This is a genomic window from Pseudanabaena sp. FACHB-2040 (genome assembly GCF_014696715.1).
Lineage (GTDB): Bacteria > Cyanobacteriota > Cyanobacteriia > Phormidesmidales > Phormidesmidaceae > JACVSF01.
Genome location: NZ_JACJQO010000001.1, coordinates 195,510 through 214,376, shown reverse-complemented (window position 1 = coordinate 214,376; position 18,867 = coordinate 195,510). Strand labels below are relative to the sequence as shown.

Annotated in this window: 12 protein-coding genes; 8 read left to right on the top strand and 4 right to left on the bottom strand. The window is 53.9% G+C overall.

The genetic code is table 11. From position 1 onward, the window contains the following. Positions 1 to 101: 101 nt before the first annotated feature. Positions 102 to 2,336: an AAA family ATPase gene (locus H6G13_RS00920; protein ID WP_190481208.1), complete on the bottom strand. Its 2,235-nt coding sequence runs from the start codon at positions 2,334 to 2,336 to the stop codon at positions 102 to 104. A gap of 138 nt (positions 2,337 to 2,474) precedes the next feature. After that, positions 2,475 to 2,726: a hypothetical protein gene (locus H6G13_RS00915; protein WP_190481456.1), complete on the bottom strand. Its 252-nt coding sequence runs from the start codon at positions 2,724 to 2,726 to the stop codon at positions 2,475 to 2,477. 500 nt (positions 2,727 to 3,226) lie between these two features. On the opposite strand from H6G13_RS00915, the gene H6G13_RS00910 reads away from it, so the two are divergent. The 4 genes from H6G13_RS00910 to H6G13_RS00895 all read left to right on the top strand — a co-directional run bounded on the left by H6G13_RS00910 (position 3,227) and on the right by H6G13_RS00895 (position 6,096). Further along, on the top strand, positions 3,227 to 3,826 hold the full coding sequence (locus H6G13_RS00910; RefSeq protein ID WP_190481443.1) for a class I SAM-dependent methyltransferase: 600 nt from the start codon (positions 3,227 to 3,229) through the stop codon (positions 3,824 to 3,826). Between the two features lie 255 nt (positions 3,827 to 4,081). After that, on the top strand, positions 4,082 to 4,885 hold the full coding sequence (locus H6G13_RS00905) for an SDR family oxidoreductase (RefSeq protein ID WP_190481205.1): 804 nt from the start codon (positions 4,082 to 4,084) through the stop codon (positions 4,883 to 4,885). Between the two features lie 25 nt (positions 4,886 to 4,910). Beyond that, a complete protein-coding gene (locus tag H6G13_RS00900) occupies positions 4,911 to 5,663 on the top strand; it encodes an alpha/beta hydrolase (protein WP_190481204.1) in 753 nt (250 codons plus the stop codon). Positions 5,664 to 5,730: 67 nt separating this feature from the next. Further along, on the top strand, positions 5,731 to 6,096 hold the full coding sequence (locus H6G13_RS00895) for a nuclear transport factor 2 family protein (protein ID WP_190481202.1): 366 nt from the start codon (positions 5,731 to 5,733) through the stop codon (positions 6,094 to 6,096). A 400-nt stretch (positions 6,097 to 6,496) separates the two neighbouring features. On the opposite strand, the gene H6G13_RS00890 is transcribed toward H6G13_RS00895, so the two are convergent. After that, on the bottom strand, positions 6,497 to 7,033 hold the full coding sequence (locus H6G13_RS00890; RefSeq protein WP_190481200.1) for a hypothetical protein: 537 nt from the start codon (positions 7,031 to 7,033) through the stop codon (positions 6,497 to 6,499). Positions 7,034 to 7,149: 116 nt separating this feature from the next. On the opposite strand from H6G13_RS00890, the gene H6G13_RS00885 reads away from it, so the two are divergent. Next, positions 7,150 to 8,370 (top strand): glutathione S-transferase family protein, encoded by a 1,221-nt coding sequence (locus H6G13_RS00885; RefSeq protein WP_190481197.1) that lies wholly within the window; start codon positions 7,150 to 7,152, stop codon positions 8,368 to 8,370. Positions 8,371 to 8,442: 72 nt separating this feature from the next. Here H6G13_RS00885 and H6G13_RS00880 read toward each other — a convergent pair whose 3' ends face one another. Next, positions 8,443 to 8,766: a hypothetical protein gene (locus H6G13_RS00880; protein ID WP_190481195.1), complete on the bottom strand. Its 324-nt coding sequence runs from the start codon at positions 8,764 to 8,766 to the stop codon at positions 8,443 to 8,445. 295 nt (positions 8,767 to 9,061) lie between these two features. Between H6G13_RS00880 and H6G13_RS00875 the strand changes: the two genes are divergently transcribed. The 3 genes from H6G13_RS00875 to H6G13_RS00865 all read left to right on the top strand — a co-directional run bounded on the left by H6G13_RS00875 (position 9,062) and on the right by H6G13_RS00865 (position 18,784). Continuing rightward, positions 9,062 to 15,760 carry a HAMP domain-containing protein gene (locus H6G13_RS00875; RefSeq protein WP_190481193.1) on the top strand — a complete coding sequence of 2,233 codons (6,699 nt, stop codon included), beginning with the start codon at positions 9,062 to 9,064 and terminating at the stop codon, positions 15,758 to 15,760. 62 nt (positions 15,761 to 15,822) lie between these two features. Then, positions 15,823 to 16,641, top strand: a complete 819-nt coding sequence (locus tag H6G13_RS00870; RefSeq protein ID WP_190481442.1) for a protein-glutamate O-methyltransferase CheR — start codon at positions 15,823 to 15,825, stop codon at positions 16,639 to 16,641. Between the two features lie 82 nt (positions 16,642 to 16,723). Further along, positions 16,724 to 18,784, top strand: coding sequence for a response regulator (locus H6G13_RS00865; RefSeq protein WP_190481191.1), 2,061 nt, complete (start codon positions 16,724 to 16,726; stop codon positions 18,782 to 18,784). The last annotated feature ends 83 nt before the right edge of the window (positions 18,785 to 18,867 follow it).

Sequence of the window (18,867 nt, the reverse complement as noted above, 5' to 3'; positions counted from 1 at the left end):
GATCTTGCCGCACAATTTATCAGTGTTGCGTCGTTTTGAGTTCCACCAATCGATATAGGCTTTCTCACTACTAATCGAGAATTGCGGCAAAAGACCGGGATCTACCTTTTTCTTTCAGGGTTGGGCAGAAGGGCTTTGAGGTAGGTGATGCGGCTGTGCCAGCGAACGGTCTGGTTTGACAGCTGGCGATCGCAACTCTGCTGAATCTGCAGCACCTCATCTGGCCCTAGGTGTTGCTTGAGCTGTTCGCCATAGCTGGGGCGTCTGTCTTCCGCCTGGGAAAACCAGCGGTGCAGTAGTTTGGGGGTGATCAGCAGATCGGCAGCAATGGGTTCGCTCTGCAGATCTACGGTGAATCCGGCGGCGATGAAGTGCGATCGCAAATCTTCCCCATCCCAGTCAAACGGAGGGGTGGCTGCGTCAAACATCGCTGCTTCGGCCTGCTGCCACTGCTGCCAAAGCGAAGGCTCTAGGGTACCAGGGCTAATGAGCGCCGAGATTCGCTGACTGTGTCGGGGGAGTGACTCTGCTAAAACAATGGCTCCTTCCCGGCTCAAATGGGCTTGTAGAATTGCAATTATCCCTGCCTTGTCAGGTTCTGGGCCTAGCACGTTGCGGCCCACGATCTGGTCAAAGTGAATCTCTGGCGTCAGCGCCTGCAATGCTTTGGGCAAATCTTGCAAGGTTGCCTGAAACACGATGGGCCGAGACAACTCTGTCAGCCGCGCCGCCTGCTCTGTCAGCGCTGACTGATCCTGCAGGCTCTGCACTCGTGAGTAGACGCCACCTTCGGGTACCCGCCGCACCGCTTCCCAGGTGAGCAGGCCCGTGCGGGCATTGAGATCGAGGATGCGGTGGTGGCGTTGGGGCGCGGCCAGGGCGAAGATGCGATCGCGCACCTGCCCCACCTGCTGCCCGACTTGTCCCAGGGTGCGCTGCAGCCAGCGATCGCGCGCCGGGTCATTGGGGCTGTAGGTGAGGGTTTCGGGCAAGGCTCCGCCGCCATCAACCATCGCCGCTAGCTGAGCCTCGCGTCGCCGCGCCACCTGCACCCGAATCGCATCTTCGTAGCCCTGCTCGGAGGGCTGGTAAAACACCTGTCCCTGTAGACCATTGGGTAGGTACTGCTGAGCTACCCAGTGCTCGCGGTAGGAGTGGGGGTAGAGGTAGCCCTGGCCGTGGCCGAAGCCTTTCTTGTCGCGGGTGGCATCGCGCAGGGGGTTGGGCACATCTTCTTCGCGCTCTTGCTCGATGGCGGCCAACGCATCAAAAAAGCCCATGACGCTGTTCGACTTGGGAGCCGTTGCTAGATACAGCGTGGCCTGAGCTAGGGGATAGCGCCCCTCTGGCATGCCCACCCGGTCGAAGGCGGCGGCACAGCTGGTCGCTACGCTTACGGCCTGAGGATCGGCTAGGCCAATATCTTCGCTCGCCAAAATGACCAGTCGCCGGAAGATAAAGCGAGGATCTTCCCCGGCGTAGACCATGCGGGCCAGCCAGTAGAGGGCCGCATCGGGGTCGGAGCCGCGCACGCTCTTAATGAAGGCGCTGATGGTATCAAAGTGGGCATCGCCCTCTTTGTCGTAGAGCACTGCCCGCTGCTGAATTGATTCTTCGGCAACTGCGAGGGTGATGACTAAGGTGCCGTCTGCGGCGGGTTGGGTGGTTTCGACAGCTAGTTCTAGAGCATTGAGCAGGGCGCGGGCGTCGCCATTGGCAACGTTAACTAGGTGATCAAGGGCTTCGGGCTGGGCCTGAATGGGGCGATTGCCGTAGCCTCGCTCTGGGTCTTTAATGGCCTGCTCTGCTACTCGGTATAGATCAGGGGCTTCTAGGGGCTTGAGCTGAAACACGCGGGAACGGCTAACTAGGGCTTTGTTGACCTCAAAATACGGGTTTTCGGTGGTGGCTCCAATCAAAATGACGGTGCCGTTTTCGACCCAGGGCAGCAGGGCGTCTTGCTGGGCTTTGTTAAAGCGATGGACTTCGTCCACAAAGAGGATGGTGCGGCGGCTGTAGAGACCGCGAATTTCTTGGGCAGTTGCGATCGCATCTCGAATTTCCTTTACCCCGGCCAATACGGCATTAATGGCGATGAAGTGGGCGCTGGTGGTGTTGGCGATGATGCGGGCTAGGGTGGTCTTGCCAGTTCCTGGCGGCCCGTAAAAAATCAGCGACGAAAGCTGATCGGCCTGAATTGCTCGCCGCAGAAGCCGCCCCGGCCCGACTACGGCATCTTGGCCGATAAATTCATCTAGGGTGCGAGGCCGCATCCGCGCTGCCAGGGGCGCTTCTTGGTCGATCTGGCTCTGGCGGTTGTGGTCAAACAAATCCATTTCGGCAAACCGGGAGTTTGTTCTGGAGATGCACTGAATTTATTAGGGCGCAAGAGATTGCGCCCCTATCAGACGGCTTGTTAGTGCATATTTACTGCAAAACGGGTATCTGGCTGTCTGCAACCTTGGATAAACACGCTACTCGATTAAAAGGTGCTTGGTGGTAATTACCATCCACTCGCCAAGGCGGCCTGTGGGAATGGGGTCGCTCCAGTTACCAGCATCGGCATAGTTGAGGGTGTGCAGCTGCTTGATGTTGCGATCGATGCCTTCGAGGCTGCCGTAGAGCAGCACGCGAATTTTGTCGCGTCGAGGCTGGCGTTGGCTCTTGGGCGGTTGGGCAGGCCCATTTGTGGATGCCTGAGCATCCGGATCGTTGGATTGAAACATGGTGGTTCTGGGTTCCTATGTGGTGTGGTTTAGGAAACCAGAACTCACTTTCCTAGCAGCCCCTAGATGTGTGCAATCGGGGCGGCAGGGGAGGTAAACTGACCTCCAAGCCTCCGAACTGCCTACGACAGCTTGGGGGAATAGTCGCCTGTTTGTGCTGCTAACACTTGCAGGCGGCGCTAAGTCCATGAGTTCTGTGTCTCAACTGTCAGACTTGACAGCTTAATGACTGAGAATACGGTGTGAGCTAAGCAGGCGTCAACTGTATCGAGCATTTTTTTTGAGCGAGGGTAGCAGTGGCGGGAGAGTTGTCAGTTGCCAGCCCCTGCTTAGCTCACACTGGAAGGCGAGACACCCGCAAGAGCCATCAAAAACACAAGACCTTTTGCGGCTTCAGGATGACCCGATATAAATCCTAAAATTTGACCCGCAGGCAAACTGCGACAGGCAACGAATCCCTTCAAACAGGAATAATAACTTGTTGAGAAATGGAGAACCTCATGATACGAAAAGGTAGTGATAAAGAGAATCTTCAGGCTCCAGCTGTCCTTGAACAAATTTTGTCTGCAACAGTAGCAGCAGATTTTCAAATGGCATCGGAGCCACAAACAGGTTGCCTCCTCAGAACCCTGGTTGCAAGTAAGCCATCTGGATGTTTTTTAGAACTGGGGACAGGCACAGGAATTGCCACAGCCTGGTTATTGGATGGAATGGATGAAGGATCTAAGCTGTTTACAGTCGACAATGATAGCGCTGCCGCAGCGATCGCTCAAAAGTACTTAGGGCATGATCAACGAGTCAGCTTTAGAGTTGAAGATGCGGGTGCTTTAATTGAGCATTTTATAGAGCAGAACCAACGATTTGATCTAATTTTTGCGGATACCTGGATAGGAAAATATGCTCGACTTGAAGACACCCTGAATCTCCTCAATTCCGCTGGCCTGTACGTAATCGATGATATGCTGCCCCAAATAAACTGGATTACAGGCCATGAAGCTAACGTCGAGGCGTTGGTACTAGATCTAGAGAACAGGCAGGATTTAGTTCTTACTAAACTGGCTTGGGCGAGCGGAATTGTTCTAGCGACCAAGAAAACGTAAGTCTTGCTGCAGGTATTGTGAAATCACCCATTAGGCTCCTTTGCGCCACGCTCGTCCTGCATATCCTGTAGATCAAGAGCTTGCCTGTTGTCTTACTTTTGATAGAGCGGCTCAGGCTAGCATCCTTTTAAGGTAGTTAACAAAACTAAACAAAAGCACTCACGAGCCTTAGGGCTTGAGTGGGCTTGTTTGGGCGAGCTTCAGTGGCTATCTCTACAGCTTCAGCCCACACAGCACTAACTACTTGAGGAAATCATGGATTTTGGAATCAAAGGCAAGGTTGCAGTTATCACGGGAGGAGATTCAGGTATCGGTCAGGCGACAGCCAAACTGTTAGCTGCTGAAGGCGTCAAAATTGCCCTGCTCGACCAGACATCAGAAAAGCTCGATCAGGCTGTCGAGGAGATTAGAAAAGTTGGGGAAGCGATTTCAGTCCAGGCAGATCTAACGAAGTTAGAAGAGGTTGAAGCTGCGAAACAGCACATTCTTGACCAGTTTGGCTCCGTTCACATTCTGGTACATGCCGCAGGCATCACGGGTGCCCAAAAAGAATTTTTAGAGCTGAGCGACGACGACTGGTACGAGTCCCTTGAAGTAGACTTCATGGCCGCTGTGCGAGTCTGTCGGGCATTCATTCCAGCCATGCAGCAAGCTGGTTGGGGCCGCATTGTTTTAATCGGTTCAGAAGACGCTGTGCAGCCTTATGTAGAAGAAATGCCGTACTGTGCTGCAAAAGCTGCCATTCTCAACTTTGCCAAAAACCTATCTAAAGCCTACGCTCAGGACAACATACTCGTCAATTCTGTCTCCCCGGCATTCATTGCAACCCCGATGACAGACAAGATGATGAATAAGCGATCGCAAAAGCTAGGGGTTGGCTTTGATGAAGCAATCGATAGCTTCTTAGAGGAAAATCGTCCCCATCTCGTCCTCAAGCGGCGAGGTAAAGCGCAAGAAGTTGCATCCGTCATTGCCTTCCTCTGCTCCGAACAGTCGAGCTTTGTTGTCGGCTCCAACTACCGCGTTGATGGCGGCTCAGTTGCAACCGTACACCACTAAAACCTGTCCTACACCGGAGATATTTATGGCGATTGCAGACACCGCTGCGCCCACCCTTGAGTGGGGCGGCGGCAATCAAACTCTTGTGTTTTTGCACTATTTTGGCGGTGCTGCAATGAGTTGGCAATGGGTCGCTGCCCAGATGCAGGACTATCGCTGTGTGGCTATCAACTTGCCAGGGTTTGGTGGGGCACCCGCGCTTGAGCCGCCCTCTTTAAAGGGGTACGCCAATGCCGTATCTGAGGAGGTAGCTCGTCTCAATATTGAGGACTACACATTAGTAGGGCACTCAATGGGAGGCAAGATTGCACTGCAGGTTGCCATAAGCAGCGATCGCCCCCCTCAGCACGTTGTTCTAATTGCGCCCTCACCGCCCTCACAAGAGCCTATGCCCGATGAGGAAAAGGAGCGGCTACTCAGCAACCATCCCAGCCAAGACAATGCAAAAACAACGGTTGCAAACGCTACCCATCAGCCCTTGAACAAAGACCAGCAGGCTCTGGCAATTAAAACCCACATGGCCGTAAGCGAAACGGCTTGGCGCTGGTGGCTACTAGAGGGCATGAATCATTCCCTGGTAGATCAGCTGCCGCAGCTCCGTGTGCCGGTAACCGTCTTTGCCTCCAAAGATGATCCGGTGATTTCCTTTGAAACGATTCAAAGCGATGTTCTGGGCATCATTCCCGGTGCCAATTTGATAGCTACCCAAGGGGTCGGACATTTATTGCCGCTTGAGGCGGCAGACTGGGTAGCAGACCGACTGCGGCAGATTGCATAGGTTATTGTGAGGGTGCGAATACCTAAAAGCCCGGCTGCTCTCGAGGGCTCCGTAGGGAGGTAAAACAATGACCATGACGCAAGATCTAATTGCCCTCGAAGAACAGGGATGGCAAGCCCTTTCATCAGCAGGAGAGGCAGGCAAAAGGTTCTATAGTTCTGTTCTCCGTGACGATGCAGTTATGCTTTTCCCAGGCGGCATGCGCCTAGATGGCAAGGAGAAGATTTTGGCAGCTCTAGCCGCTCAACCCTGGCAATCGTTTCAGATAGAAGAGTCGCAGGTGATTTCGTTTTCGGAGAATGCCAGCGCAGTCGTTTATAAAGTCACGGCCCAACGCGAAGGGGGCGATCCATACGTAGCTCTCATCAACAGCACGTATGTAAGGCGTGAGGGAACCTGGCAGCTGGTTCTTCACCAGCAAACGCCAGTGTGATTGCTGCCCAACTGGAACAGAGAGAAGCCTTTCGTGCTTCATGATTAAAAGGGCTAAGGCTTCATTGGATCTTCACCGGGCTCTGCCGGACTAAGCGGGGTAACTGAAGTATCCGTAGCTAGATGTCTTAGAGAGCTAGCTATGAATGTTTTGCTACTGCTTGCAACCACAGAATTTTGCACCCGCTGGGGCTGCACCTGGCTGGAAGAACTGTTCACCTCTCTGATGGAGCTGGTGTCGCAAGTTATTTCTTGAGCGATCTTCCAAGGCCGTTTGAGAAGTTCTTTTCAGCGCGCTTACTTAGTAAAGATCCCCCGAATTTCCCTTTTTAGAGAAGATTTGGGGGTTTTGAGTAAGCTCTGCTATTTCTCAAACAGCTTTAACAGAAACGCACCCCCGGCTAGCGCTCTGTAGCGCTGCTGATTTGTTTGACAGCCTCTTTCCAGGTGCGGGCGCTAATGCCAAATGCCTGCCGCACTTGCTCTAATGTTTTGTACTTCGCTTTCAGAGTCGCCTCTGTCCACGGCTGCTTGCCCCCAGATTTTGGCTGCTCGCCTCCAGGTTTTGGCTGCTGCTCGACTGAGGATAGCTGCTGCTGCGCCACCAACAGCCTCACCTGACGCTCCAGGCGCACCACAGCCAACTCGTCTAGCCGCTGCAGCTTCTCCTCTGCCGCTACGTAGGCGTCATAATCCTGTTTGGCTAGAGCAGCCTGCCGCTGGGCTAACAGGTTCTCTACAAGAGGCGACACGTCAGTCATTGGCTCCTCGCCCGCCTCAATTTGGTTTACACCCATACCCTCGTAGGCTTCTGACAGCGCTTCTAACGTGGTGGTAAACATCTCCTCTTGAGCTTTTGCGGCCTTTACTGTAGAAACTCCTGCCGCATAGAGATTGTTTTTAATCGCTTCAAAATCTTGCTGCTGTTGCGATCGCAACTACCACCTCCGTAGAGGCTGGCTGTAAGTGACCGGAGTAAGGTCACCTTGGGGCAATGGGGGTGCCAATGGTTTACGATTTTTGGATATGCCTTGCCGGTAATTCTGAGCTAACCATGACATCCGCCTCCACCACCCTTGCGCCCCTAAGCTGGTCAGAGCTTGAAGCTCTCGACCATTTTCAGCTCGATACCGTCAATGGGCCAACCAATGCTCAGGCCCGGCTGCGTCTCTTTGGCCAGTCCGAATCTGATGTGCGGGTGACGCTGTACCGCGACAACCATGCCTGGTGCCCCTACTGCCAAAAAATTTGGCTGTGGCTGGAGGAAAAGCAGATTCCCTACCGCATCGAAAAAGTCACCATGTTCTGCTACGGGCAGAAAGAGAGCTGGTACAAGCGCAAGGTGCCTTCGGGAATGCTGCCCGCCCTAGAGTTAGACGGTCGCCTGATTACCGAAAGCGATGACATTTTGATCGCCCTGGAGCAGGTCTTTGGCCCCTTAACTTGGGGCATGGGCGATCCTAAGGTCGTGCCGTTGCGGCAGCTAGAGCGGCTGTTGTTTAGAGCTTGGTGTACTTGGCTTTGCTATCCGGCCCGCTCTGCGAGTGAGGAACAGCGCAGCCGAGAGCAGTTTACAGCGGTTATGGCCAAGGTTGAAGAAGCCCTGGGCCGCACGCCCGGCCCTTATTTCTTGGAGGAGTTTAGCACTGCCGATGTCGTCTTCACGCCCTATGTCGAACGCATGAATGCCAGCCTTTACTACTACAAAGGCTATTCTCTGCGAGAGGAGAACCCCCGCATGGCGGCCTGGTTTGATGGCATGGAGAGCCGCTCCACCTATTGCGGCACCCAAAGCGACTTCCACACTCACGTTCACGACTTACCGCCCCAGATGGGAGGCTGCTACGAAAACGGCGAGCCTCAAATGCTGCTCAACAAGCAGCGGGTAGATAGAGGCCCCTGGTTCGGTCTGCCCGATGTGACCTACCCTGAGCCGGAAACCTCTCGCATGGAAGCCCTTCACCGCGTGATTCGGCACCGCGACAACATTGTTAAGGTCAACCCTGCCGATGACGATCTGTTTGATCAGGCGCTGCGCTGTGCCCTCACTCACATGATGACCGGCCAGGTGTGCCCGCCGCCGTCTGGATCGGATACAGCTTTGAGGTATTTGTGCGATCGCATCAACGTGCCCCGCGATATGTCGATCTACGCAGCCAAGCGGCTAAGAGACGCCTTAGAAAAAACCGCTGCGTTAGTGGGTGATCGTCAGGGCGCTCCTATTCCCGTTCGGCATCGCCGCGACCAAGATCCGCTGAACTTCGTGCGGAGTTAAGGGATTTCTCCAATCTAGCGAGCAGTAGCGGTGCTCCAATACTCATAGAGTTCAACTCTGCCGCTGGTCCAATCAGGAAGACTGTAAATCTGCCAGCAGTAAGTTGATTCGTTCTGCGACATCAGCCCTTCCTTCAGGCTCGGCATCCTGTAAAAAGACGTCTAAAATAAACCAGCGGCACAAATTTGGATCAACTTTCACCAGCCCAATAATTACGTCATTTAAAACTTCCGTCATCAGGTAGTCTGGTAAGCGGTGCAGCTCGTCTCGAATTAAGAGGGCGTCTTCCTTCGACTGGGTTTGCTCTGCCCGAACCACAGCCTGAACCACTGCGTTGGTTAAGCTGCCTAAGTCAATCCCCAACAGCTTTTTGATTTCTTCTGCGTTATTTTGCAAGGAATGCCTCTACGTAAATTTTCAAATTGGGCCGAACGAGCTGAAAACTGGTTTCAAAACCGTTTTAATCAGGGTTTAAGGCGGACGTTAATCCAATCTCCTTCAACCAAAAGTGGGAAGTAAAACCTGTTTAGTACCGCATGTAAGTTTAACTTGGCCTCTATCGATAGATAGAAGTTGCAGGCTGCCGTACTGCAGAATAATGGCTTGAATTGCCTCTGCCTCGTTTGCCCGGCAGAGATTATGTTTTGTAACGCTCCGTCTAGCACTGAACTCGTTTTCAGAGGATTAAGCAATGCCAACTGCACGAGTCGCGAGTGATGCCGATTCTCTCGATCTTAAACAACTCTTACATGTGCTTTCAGAGGTCAAGAAAGGCAATTTTTCAGCTCGGATGCCAATTGACCAAACAGGCATTGCCGGAAAAATCGCGGACACGCTCAACGACATCATTGAGATCAACGAGCGCACCGCAGCAGAGCTAGAGCGCGTTAGTACGGTTGTGGGCAAAGAGGGCAAGCTGAACGAACGGGCCTCGCTGAGCGGTGCCAAAGGCTCCTGGCATGCCTGCTTTAAATCTGTGAACGCGCTCATCACAGACTTGGTGCAGCCAACAGCAGAAACGGCCCGCGTGATTCGAGCGGTGGCTAATGGCGACTTGTCTCAAACAATTGCGACCGAAATCGAGAGCAGGCCGCTGCAGGGAGAGTTTCTGCAAACGGCCCATATCGTCAATACGATGGTGGAGCAGCTCAACTCCTTTGCCTCAGAAGTGACTCGCGTGGCCCGCGAGGTAGGCACCGAAGGCAAGCTAGGCGTGCAGGCCGAGGTGCCAGGGGTTGCAGGCACGTGGAAAGACCTGACCGATTCTGTCAACCTGATGGCGGGCAACCTGACAGCCCAGGTGAGGAACATCGCCGAAGTGACCACGGCAGTTGCCAATGGCGATCTGTCTAAGAAAATCACGGTGAATGTTAAAGGTGAGATTTTAGAGCTGAAAAACACCATCAACATCATGGTGGATCAGCTCAACTCCTTTGCCTCTGAGGTGACCCGCGTAGCTCGCGAGGTAGGCACCGAAGGTAAGCTGGGCGTGCAGGCCGAAGTCCGGGGCGTGGCGGGCACCTGGAAAGACCTGACCGACTCCGTGAACTCGATGGCAGGCAACCTGACGGCCCAGGTGAGGAACATCGCTGAAGTGACCACGGCAGTGGCTAATGGCGACCTGTCTAAGAAGATCACCGTCGATGTCAAAGGCGAGATCTTAGAGCTGAAAAACACGGTCAACACAATGGTGGACCAGCTCAACTCCTTTGCCTCCGAGGTGACTCGGGTCGCCCGAGAAGTGGGGGCTGAGGGCAAGCTGGGCGGACAAGCCCAAGTCCGAGGCGTGGCAGGCACTTGGAAAGACCTGACCGATTCTGTGAACTTCATGGCGGGCAGCTTGACAGCCCAGGTGAGGAACATTGCTGAAGTGACTACTGCGGTAGCTAATGGCGACCTGTCTAAAAAGATCACCGTCGATGTCAAAGGCGAGATCTTAGAGCTAAAAGACACGATCAACACGATGGTGGACCAGCTCAACTCCTTTGCCTCGGAGGTAACTCGGGTGGCCCGCGAAGTAGGCACCGAAGGTAAGCTCGGAGTACAGGCCGAAGTGCCAGGCGTAGCAGGCACCTGGAAAGACCTGACCGACAACGTGAACCTGATGGCAGGCAACCTGACGGGACAGGTGAGGAACATCGCTGAGGTAGCAACTGCGATCGCAACCGGCGACCTCTCGAAGAAAATTACAGTGAATGTGAAAGGCGAGATCCTAGAGCTGAAAAACACCATCAACATCATGGTGGATCAGCTCAACTCGTTTGCCTCAGAGGTGACTCGGGTAGCCCGAGAAGTAGGGGCCGAAGGTAAGTTGGGCGGCCAGGCTCAGGTGCCGGGGGTAGCAGGCACTTGGAAGGATCTGACTGACTCTGTGAACTTCATGGCGGGCAACCTGACGGCCCAGGTAAGGAACATCGCTGAGGTGACTACTGCGGTAGCTAACGGCGATTTGTCTAAGAAGATCACGGTTGATGTCAAGGGCGAGATTTTAGAGCTAAAAGACACGATCAATACGATGGTGGACCAGCTTAGCTCGTTTGCTTCTGAGGTGACCCGCGTAGCTCGTGAGGTAGGCTCAGAAGGCAAGCTGGGAGTGCAGGCCGATGTGCGAGGCGTGGCGGGCACCTGGAAAGACTTGACCGATTCCGTGAACTCGATGGCGGGCAACCTGACAGCCCAGGTAAGGAACATCGCTGAAGTGACTACGGCGGTAGCTAACGGTGATTTGTCCAAGAAAATCACGGTTGATGTTAGAGGCGAGATTTTAGAGCTGAAAAACACTATCAACATCATGGTGGACCAGCTCAACTCCTTTGCCTCCGAGGTGACCCGGGTGGCTCGCGAGGTGGGCACCGAAGGCAAGCTAGGCGTGCAGGCCGAAGTTCGAGGTGTGGCGGGTACTTGGAAAGACCTGACCGATTCTGTGAACTCAATGGCGGGTAACCTGACCGCCCAGGTGAGGAACATCGCTGAGGTGACTACGGCTGTAGCTAACGGCGACCTGTCCAAGAAAATCACGGTTGATGTCAAGGGCGAGATTTTAGAGCTAAAAGACACGATCAACACGATGGTCGATCAGCTCAGCTCGTTTGCCTCGGAGGTGACTCGGGTCGCCCGTGAGGTGGGCACTGAAGGCAAGCTGGGCGTGCAGGCCGATGTCCGAGGTGTGGCAGGCACCTGGAAGGATTTGACTGATTCCGTGAACTCGATGGCAGGTAACCTGACGGGGCAGGTGCGAAATATTGCCGAAGTGACTACGGCGGTAGCTAACGGTGATCTCTCGAAGAAGATCACGGTTGACGTGAAGGGCGAGATCCTAGAGCTGAAGAACACGGTCAATACCATGGTGGACCAGCTCAACTCCTTTGCCTCCGAGGTGACTCGGGTGGCTCGAGAAGTAGGGGCTGAGGGCAAGCTGGGTGGGCAGGCCGAAGTTCGAGGCGTGGCAGGCACCTGGAAAGACCTAACCGATTCTGTAAACTTCATGGCGGGCAGCCTAACAGCCCAGGTGAGGAACATCGCCGAAGTGACTACGGCAGTCGCTAATGGCGACCTGTCTAAAAAAATCACCGTTGATGTCAAAGGCGAGATCCTAGAGCTAAAAGACACGATCAATACGATGGTGGATCAGCTCAACTCGTTTGCCTCGGAGGTGACTCGGGTGGCTCGGGAAGTGGGCACCGAAGGCAAGCTAGGTGGGCAAGCCTATGTAAAAGGCGTAGCGGGCACCTGGAAGGACCTGACCGACAACGTGAACCTAATGGCGGGCAACCTCACGGCTCAGGTGAGGAACATTGCTGAGGTGGCAACTGCGATCGCAGGTGGCGACCTCTCCAAGAAAATCACGGTTGACGTCAAAGGTGAGATTCTAGACCTGAAAAACACGATCAACACGATGGTGGACCAGCTCAGCTCCTTTGCTTCTGAGGTGACCCGTGTGGCTCGGGAAGTGGGCACTGAAGGTAAGCTGGGCGGGCAGGCCAACGTCATGGGCGTGGCCGGAGTCTGGAAAGACCTGACCGACAACGTGAACTCAATGGCGGGCAACCTCACAGCCCAGGTGCGAGGCATCGCCAAAGTTGTAACGGCAGTTGCCAACGGCGACCTAAAACGCCAGCTAATGCTAGATGCCAAGGGCGAAATCGAAACCCTGGCCGATACGATCAACGAGATGATCGGCACGCTTGCCACCTTCGCCGATCAGGTGACGACGGTCGCCCGCGAGGTGGGTATTGAAGGCAAGCTGGGCGGACAGGCCAAAGTCCCTGGCGCAGCAGGCACCTGGCGCGACCTGACCGACAACGTAAACGCGATGGCGGCCAACCTGACGACTCAGGTACGTGCGATCGCAGAAGTCGCCACGGCTGTAACCAAGGGTGACCTTACGCGCTCCATTTCAGTCGAAGCCCTAGGGGAAGTGGCCGCCCTCAAAGACAACATCAACCAGATGATTGCCAACCTGCGGGAAACAACCCAGAAGAACACCGAGCAAGACTGGCTCAAGACTAACCTGGCTAAGTTCACCCGCATGCTGCAGGGCCAGCGCGATCTCGAAACGGTGTCCAAGCTCATCCTCTCTGAGCTAGCCCCGCTGGTATTTGCCCAGCACGGCATGTTTTACCTGATGGAGGCGAGTGACAGCCAATCCTCCTACCTCAAGCTGATCAGCACCTACGCCTACCGGGAGCGCAAGCACCTGGCCAACCGCTTCCACCTGGGCGAAGGGCTGGTCGGCCAGTGCGCCCTAGAAAAAGAGCGCATTCTGCTCACCGAAGTCCCGTCAGACTACATCAAAATCAGCTCGGGGCTCGGTGAAGCCAGCCCGCTCAATGTGGTTGTGCTGCCCGTGCTGTTTGAGGGGCAGGTCACGGCGGTGATTGAGTTGGCCTCCTTCCATCGCTTTAGTGAAATCCACCTGACCTTCTTCGATCAGCTAACAGAGAGCATTGCGATCGTGCTCAATACGATTGCAGCCAGCATGCGAACTGAGGAACTGCTCAAGCAGTCTCAATCTCTGGCAGAAGAGCTGCAAACTCAGCAAAAAGAGCTGACCGAGACCAACCAGCGGCTAGAGCAGCAGGCCCAATCGCTCAAGGCCTCGGAGGAACTGCTCAAGAACCAGCAAGAACAGCTACAGCAGACCAACGAGGAGCTAGAGGAAAAAGCAGAGCTACTGGTGCTGCAAAAACGGGAAGTGGAGCGTAAAAACCAGGAAATCGAGCGAGCTCGTCTCTCTTTAGAAGACAAGGCAGAGCAGCTAGCGCTCACCTCCAAATACAAGTCAGAATTTCTGGCCAACATGTCTCACGAGCTGCGAACGCCGCTCAACAGTCTGCTGATTTTGGCGCGGCTGCTCTCCGACAACAGCGAGAGTAATCTGACTCAGAAACAGGTTGAGTATGCCCGCACGATTCATTCTTCGGGGGCGGATTTGCTGGAGTTAATCAACGACATCCTCGATCTAGCCAAGATTGAGTCAGGCACCCTATCGGTCGAGATTGAGCCTTTGACCTTTACAGATCTGCGCAGCCATATCGAGCGTACCTTCCACCAAGTGGCTCAAGACAAGCAGCTAGACTTCGCAATTCGCCTAGATGAGCGGCTACCCAAGGCCCTGTACACCGATTCGAAGCGGCTGCAGCAGGTGCTGAAAAATCTGCTGGCAAATGCCTTTAAGTTCACGGATCAGGGTCAGGTGCAGCTCGATATTGGTGTAGCCGCTCAGGGATGGAGCCCCAACAACGAGGCCCTGAGTAACGCTGAGCAGGTGATTACCTTTGCCGTTACAGATACGGGCATTGGTATTCCGGTTGACAAGCAGCAGATCATCTTTGAAGCCTTCCAGCAGGTAGACGGCACCACCAGCCGCCGCTATGGCGGCACTGGCCTCGGCCTATCGATTAGCCGAGAGATTACCCGTCTGCTGCAGGGTGAAATTAAGCTGGTCAGCGAACTCAACCGGGGCAGCACGTTCACGCTCTATCTGCCCCACCCCCATCCCCGAGGTCGCGAAGGCGATCGCAGTTTGATGGAGCGTTCATACCAGGGCAGTGGAGACACGCGATGGCTAGACGGTTCTATAGAGCCGCAACGGCAGCCTCTAGCTCTACCCGGAACCAGCTGGCAACCTGCTGTCAGCCCCGCACCTTCCGAGCCCCTCTCGACCCTGCTGCTAGAGCAGGAAATCGAAGACGATCGCGATACGCTGCAGCCCGGTGATCATGCACTGCTGATTGTGGAGGACGATCTCAACTTTGCTAGCATTTTGCTAGATATGGCCCGACAAAATGGATTTAAGGGCATCGTGGCTACCCGAGGTGATGCTGGCCTGGCTTTAGCTCGAGAGTTCAAACCCTCCGCCATCATGCTCGACATTCGCCTGCCCATGATGGATGGCTGGATGGTTCTAGATCGGCTCAAGCATGAGCTGTCAACCCGCCATATTCCGGTTCACCTGATGTCTATTGAAGATGGTCAGAGACGGGGTCTGCAGCAGGGTGCTCTGGCGTTTCTGCAAAAACCCATCAGCAGTGAATCTATTTCTCAAGCCCTAACCGACATCAAGCAGTTCATTGAGCGTCCAGTCAGAAACCTGCTTATTGTGGAAGACGACCAATCCCAAAGCCACAGTATTGCCGAGCTGATCGGTAACACCGATGTTGCTAGTACGGCTGTCGGTACAGGAGCAGAAGCGCTAGAGGCTCTGCGCACCAGACCCTATGACTGCCTAGTGCTCGATCTCGGACTGCCTGACATGACGGGCTTTGAGCTAATCGAGAGAATCCACCAGGAACTTCAGCTGAGGCACCTGCCGATCATTGTTTACACCGGCAAAGAACTGACGCCAGAAGAGGAAACCGAGCTGCGCCGGATTTCAGACACCATCATCATCAAAGACGTTAAATCTCCCGAACGTCTGCTAGATGAAACGTCTTTGTTTTTGCACCGGATGCAGACCAACTTACCTGCCCCCCAGCGGATGATGCTAGAGCATCTGCAGCAAAGCGATCCTGTGCTAGCGGAGAAAAAAGTTCTAATTGTCGATGACGATGTTCGCAATATTTTTGCTCTGACGAGTCTGTTGGAGCGTCATCAAATGCAGGTTGTTTACGCCGAAAATGGGCGAGATGGCATCACCCTGCTGCAGAATAATTCGGACGTCGATCTTGTCATTATGGACGTGATGATGCCCGAAATGGACGGTTATCAAACCATTGGTCACATCCGAAAGGTCGAACAGTTCAGCAATTTGCCCATTATTGCCTTAACGGCCAAGGCGATGAAAGGCGATCGCGAGAAGTGTATTGAAGCGGGGGCCTCAGACTACATCACCAAACCTGTAGACACCGAGCAGCTGCTGTCGCTGCTGCGGGTTTGGCTTTACCAATAGCGGCTAGGGCTGTAGAAACCAGCCCTAGCCTCAAGCCAACTGCTCCCAATTTCAATTCCCTCATGCAGGAACTCGAAGACATCGAAATTCAGCTTCTCTTGGAGGGCATCTACCGCTACTACGGGTTTGACTTTCGAAACTATGCAATGGCTTCTCTAAAACGACGGATTTGGAATGTGGTTCGGGCCGAGCGGCTCAGTACGATTTCTGAGCTGCTGGCGCGATTGCTGCATGAACCAGACTGTATGGAGCGATTTCTTCTGGGGTTAACCGTAAACGTTACGTCGATGTTTCGCGATCCGGAGTTTTATCGGGCTTTTCGGGCCAAGGCCGTGCCGCTCCTAAAAAGCTGTCCCTTCATTCGCATTTGGCATGCAGGCTGCTCAACAGGAGAAGAAGTTTATTCCCTGGCCATTTTGCTGCATGAAGAAGGGCTGTATTCTCGCTGCCGTATCTACGCAACAGATATGAATGAACAGGTATTGCGGCAAGCTAAGACAGGCGTATTCCCGCTAGAGGTCATGCAGAAATACACGCAGCTCTATCTCAAAGCCGGAGGGAAGCAGTCATTTTCGCAATATTACACAGTGGCCTATGACAGCGTCATCTTTCGCTCTTTTCTCAAGGAAAAGATTGTTTTCTCGATGCACAACCTGGTTACAGATACGTCATTTAATGAGTTCAACGTGATTCTGTGTCGTAACGTGTTGATTTACTTTAATCGGCAGCTCCAAAATCAGGTGCACAAGCTTCTATACGAGAGCCTGGCCCCATTTGGCATTGTAGGACTGGGGAAAGGAGAAACGCTGCTTAACACGCCCTGCGCGCCGTATTACAAAACATTAGATGGGTCTGAAAAGCTTTACCAGAGGGTAGCCTAATGCCATCTCAGCTCAGGCTAGACTAAACCTCTGCCTAGGTCAACAAAACACACTCCAATCCCATTCCTGCTCCCATGTCTCTATGCTGTCAGACTTTACTGTAAATGTGCTCCTGGTAGACGATCATCCAGAAAACCTGGCTGCCCTAGAGGCCATGCTCGAACGGCCGGGTCAAAATTTGGTCAAGGCGCGCTCAGGCGAAGAAGCGCTACGGTGCTTGTTGAATCAAGACTTTGCCGTAATTTTGCTGGATGTGCAGATGCCGGGCATTGATGGGTTTGAAACAGCAACCTTGATTCGTCAGCGAGAGCGGTCATGCCATACGCCTATTATTTTTCTGACTGCTTTTAGTACGGGCGAAACGTCAGCCTTTACGGGCTATGCATTGGGGGCAGTAGACTACCTGCTCAAGCCGATTAATCCAGCCGTTCTCACCTCTAAGGTGGCCGTTTTTGTAGACCTGTTTAAAAAGACGATGGAGGTGCAGCGTCAGGCGGCTCAGCTGACGCTGATTAACGATGAGTTGAGACGCAGCGAGGAACGGTTTCGCTCTCTGAGTGCCTGTTCTCCCATCGGCATTTTTCTCACCGATACAAACGGTCGCTGCACCTACACCAATCCCAGCTGTCAAGCGATCTGCGGCTTTCGGTTAGAGGATAACTGGAAGTTGGGCTGGTCCATGTTTATGCATCCTGAAGATCGCGATCGCGTTTTGCCAGACTGGCTCGACTTTATGCACAAGGGCTGGGCCTATTCCACCGAGTTTCGCATTTGTACGCCCGATAGGGATGTGCGCTGGGTGCAGGTGCGCACCTCCCCGATGCTGTCGGATAATGGGCAGCTGTTGGGTCAGGTTGGCACGATTGAGGATATTTCTGAGCGCAAGCAGGCTGAAGCTATCCATGAGCAGATGATTCGGGAACAGGCTGCGCGGCAGCAGGCTGAAGCTGCCAACCGCATGAAAGATGAATTTTTGATGCTGGTCTCCCACGAGCTGCGCACGCCACTCAATGCAACCTTGGGCTGGTCTCGCTTACTGCTCACCCGAGAACTGGATGAAGAAACGATCACTCGGGCCTTGGAGACGATTAATCGCAATGCCTGCTCCCAGGCCAAGCTGATCGAAGATCTGCTAGACGTTTCTAAACTGATGCAGGGTAAACTGCGGCTGGCAATTTGCCCTGTGAGTTTAACGACTTTGCTGGGCTTTGTGCTGGAGACGATCCGGCCATTGGTTGATGCCAAATCGATTCACGTTGAAACTCAGCTCGATGCGGCAATGGGCAAAGTTTTGGGCGACCCGGAGCGGCTTCAGCAAGTTATGCTGAATCTGCTCTCTAATGCCATTAAATTCACCCCTGAAGGGGGGCGAGTGACGGTAGGGTTGTCAGCGGTTAGCGATGGAGCCGTCAGAGATAAAGGGTTTGCTGAGCTGACGGTTACTGATACGGGGATTGGCATTCCGGCTGATTTTTTGCCGCACGTGTTTGATCGCTTTCGTCAGGCGGATAGCACCACCACTCGCGTCTATGGGGGATTGGGACTGGGACTTGCGATCGCATATCACCTAGTCGAACTGCATGGTGGCAAGATCTGTGCCGATAGCCAGGGCGAGGGGCAAGGCTCAACCTTCACCGTTCGCCTGCCCCTTGCCCTGACGCCAAATTCTCTGCAGCCAGCTGAGGCTGGACCTTGTGCTCCCCAAACTGATTTACCGGGGGTGCTTCCCTCCCTGGCGCATACTCAGGTGCTATTGGTTGAAGATCATGACGATAATCGAGACTTTATTGCAACGGTTTTAGAAGGGGCGGGGGCGCAGGTCATGGCAGCCGCCTCAGTCAAGGAGGCGCTTCAGTGTTTGGAGCAGTCTATCCCCGATGTCTTGATTAGCGATATTAGCTTGCCGGATGCCGATGGCTATGGGCTAATTGGTCAAGTCAAAGTGCTTGAGGCTGAGCGCCAGGTGAGCATTCCTGCGATCGCACTATCAGCTCATAGCCGACAAGAGGATCGGCTACAGGCTTTAGCAGCAGGATTTTTGCTATACATTACAAAACCCGTTGAGCCCGATACTTTAGTGGCTGTCGTCGCTCAGGTCAGTGGCGCGACAGCCCCAGAAAAGGGCTCAGTGCTGCCCTTGTAAAAGCAATAGAAAGCGGTTTTTGAGCCGTTTGCGGTATTTCTTTTATGAGGAAATAAGATTCTTTCCCTAGAGAGAGGTGCCGA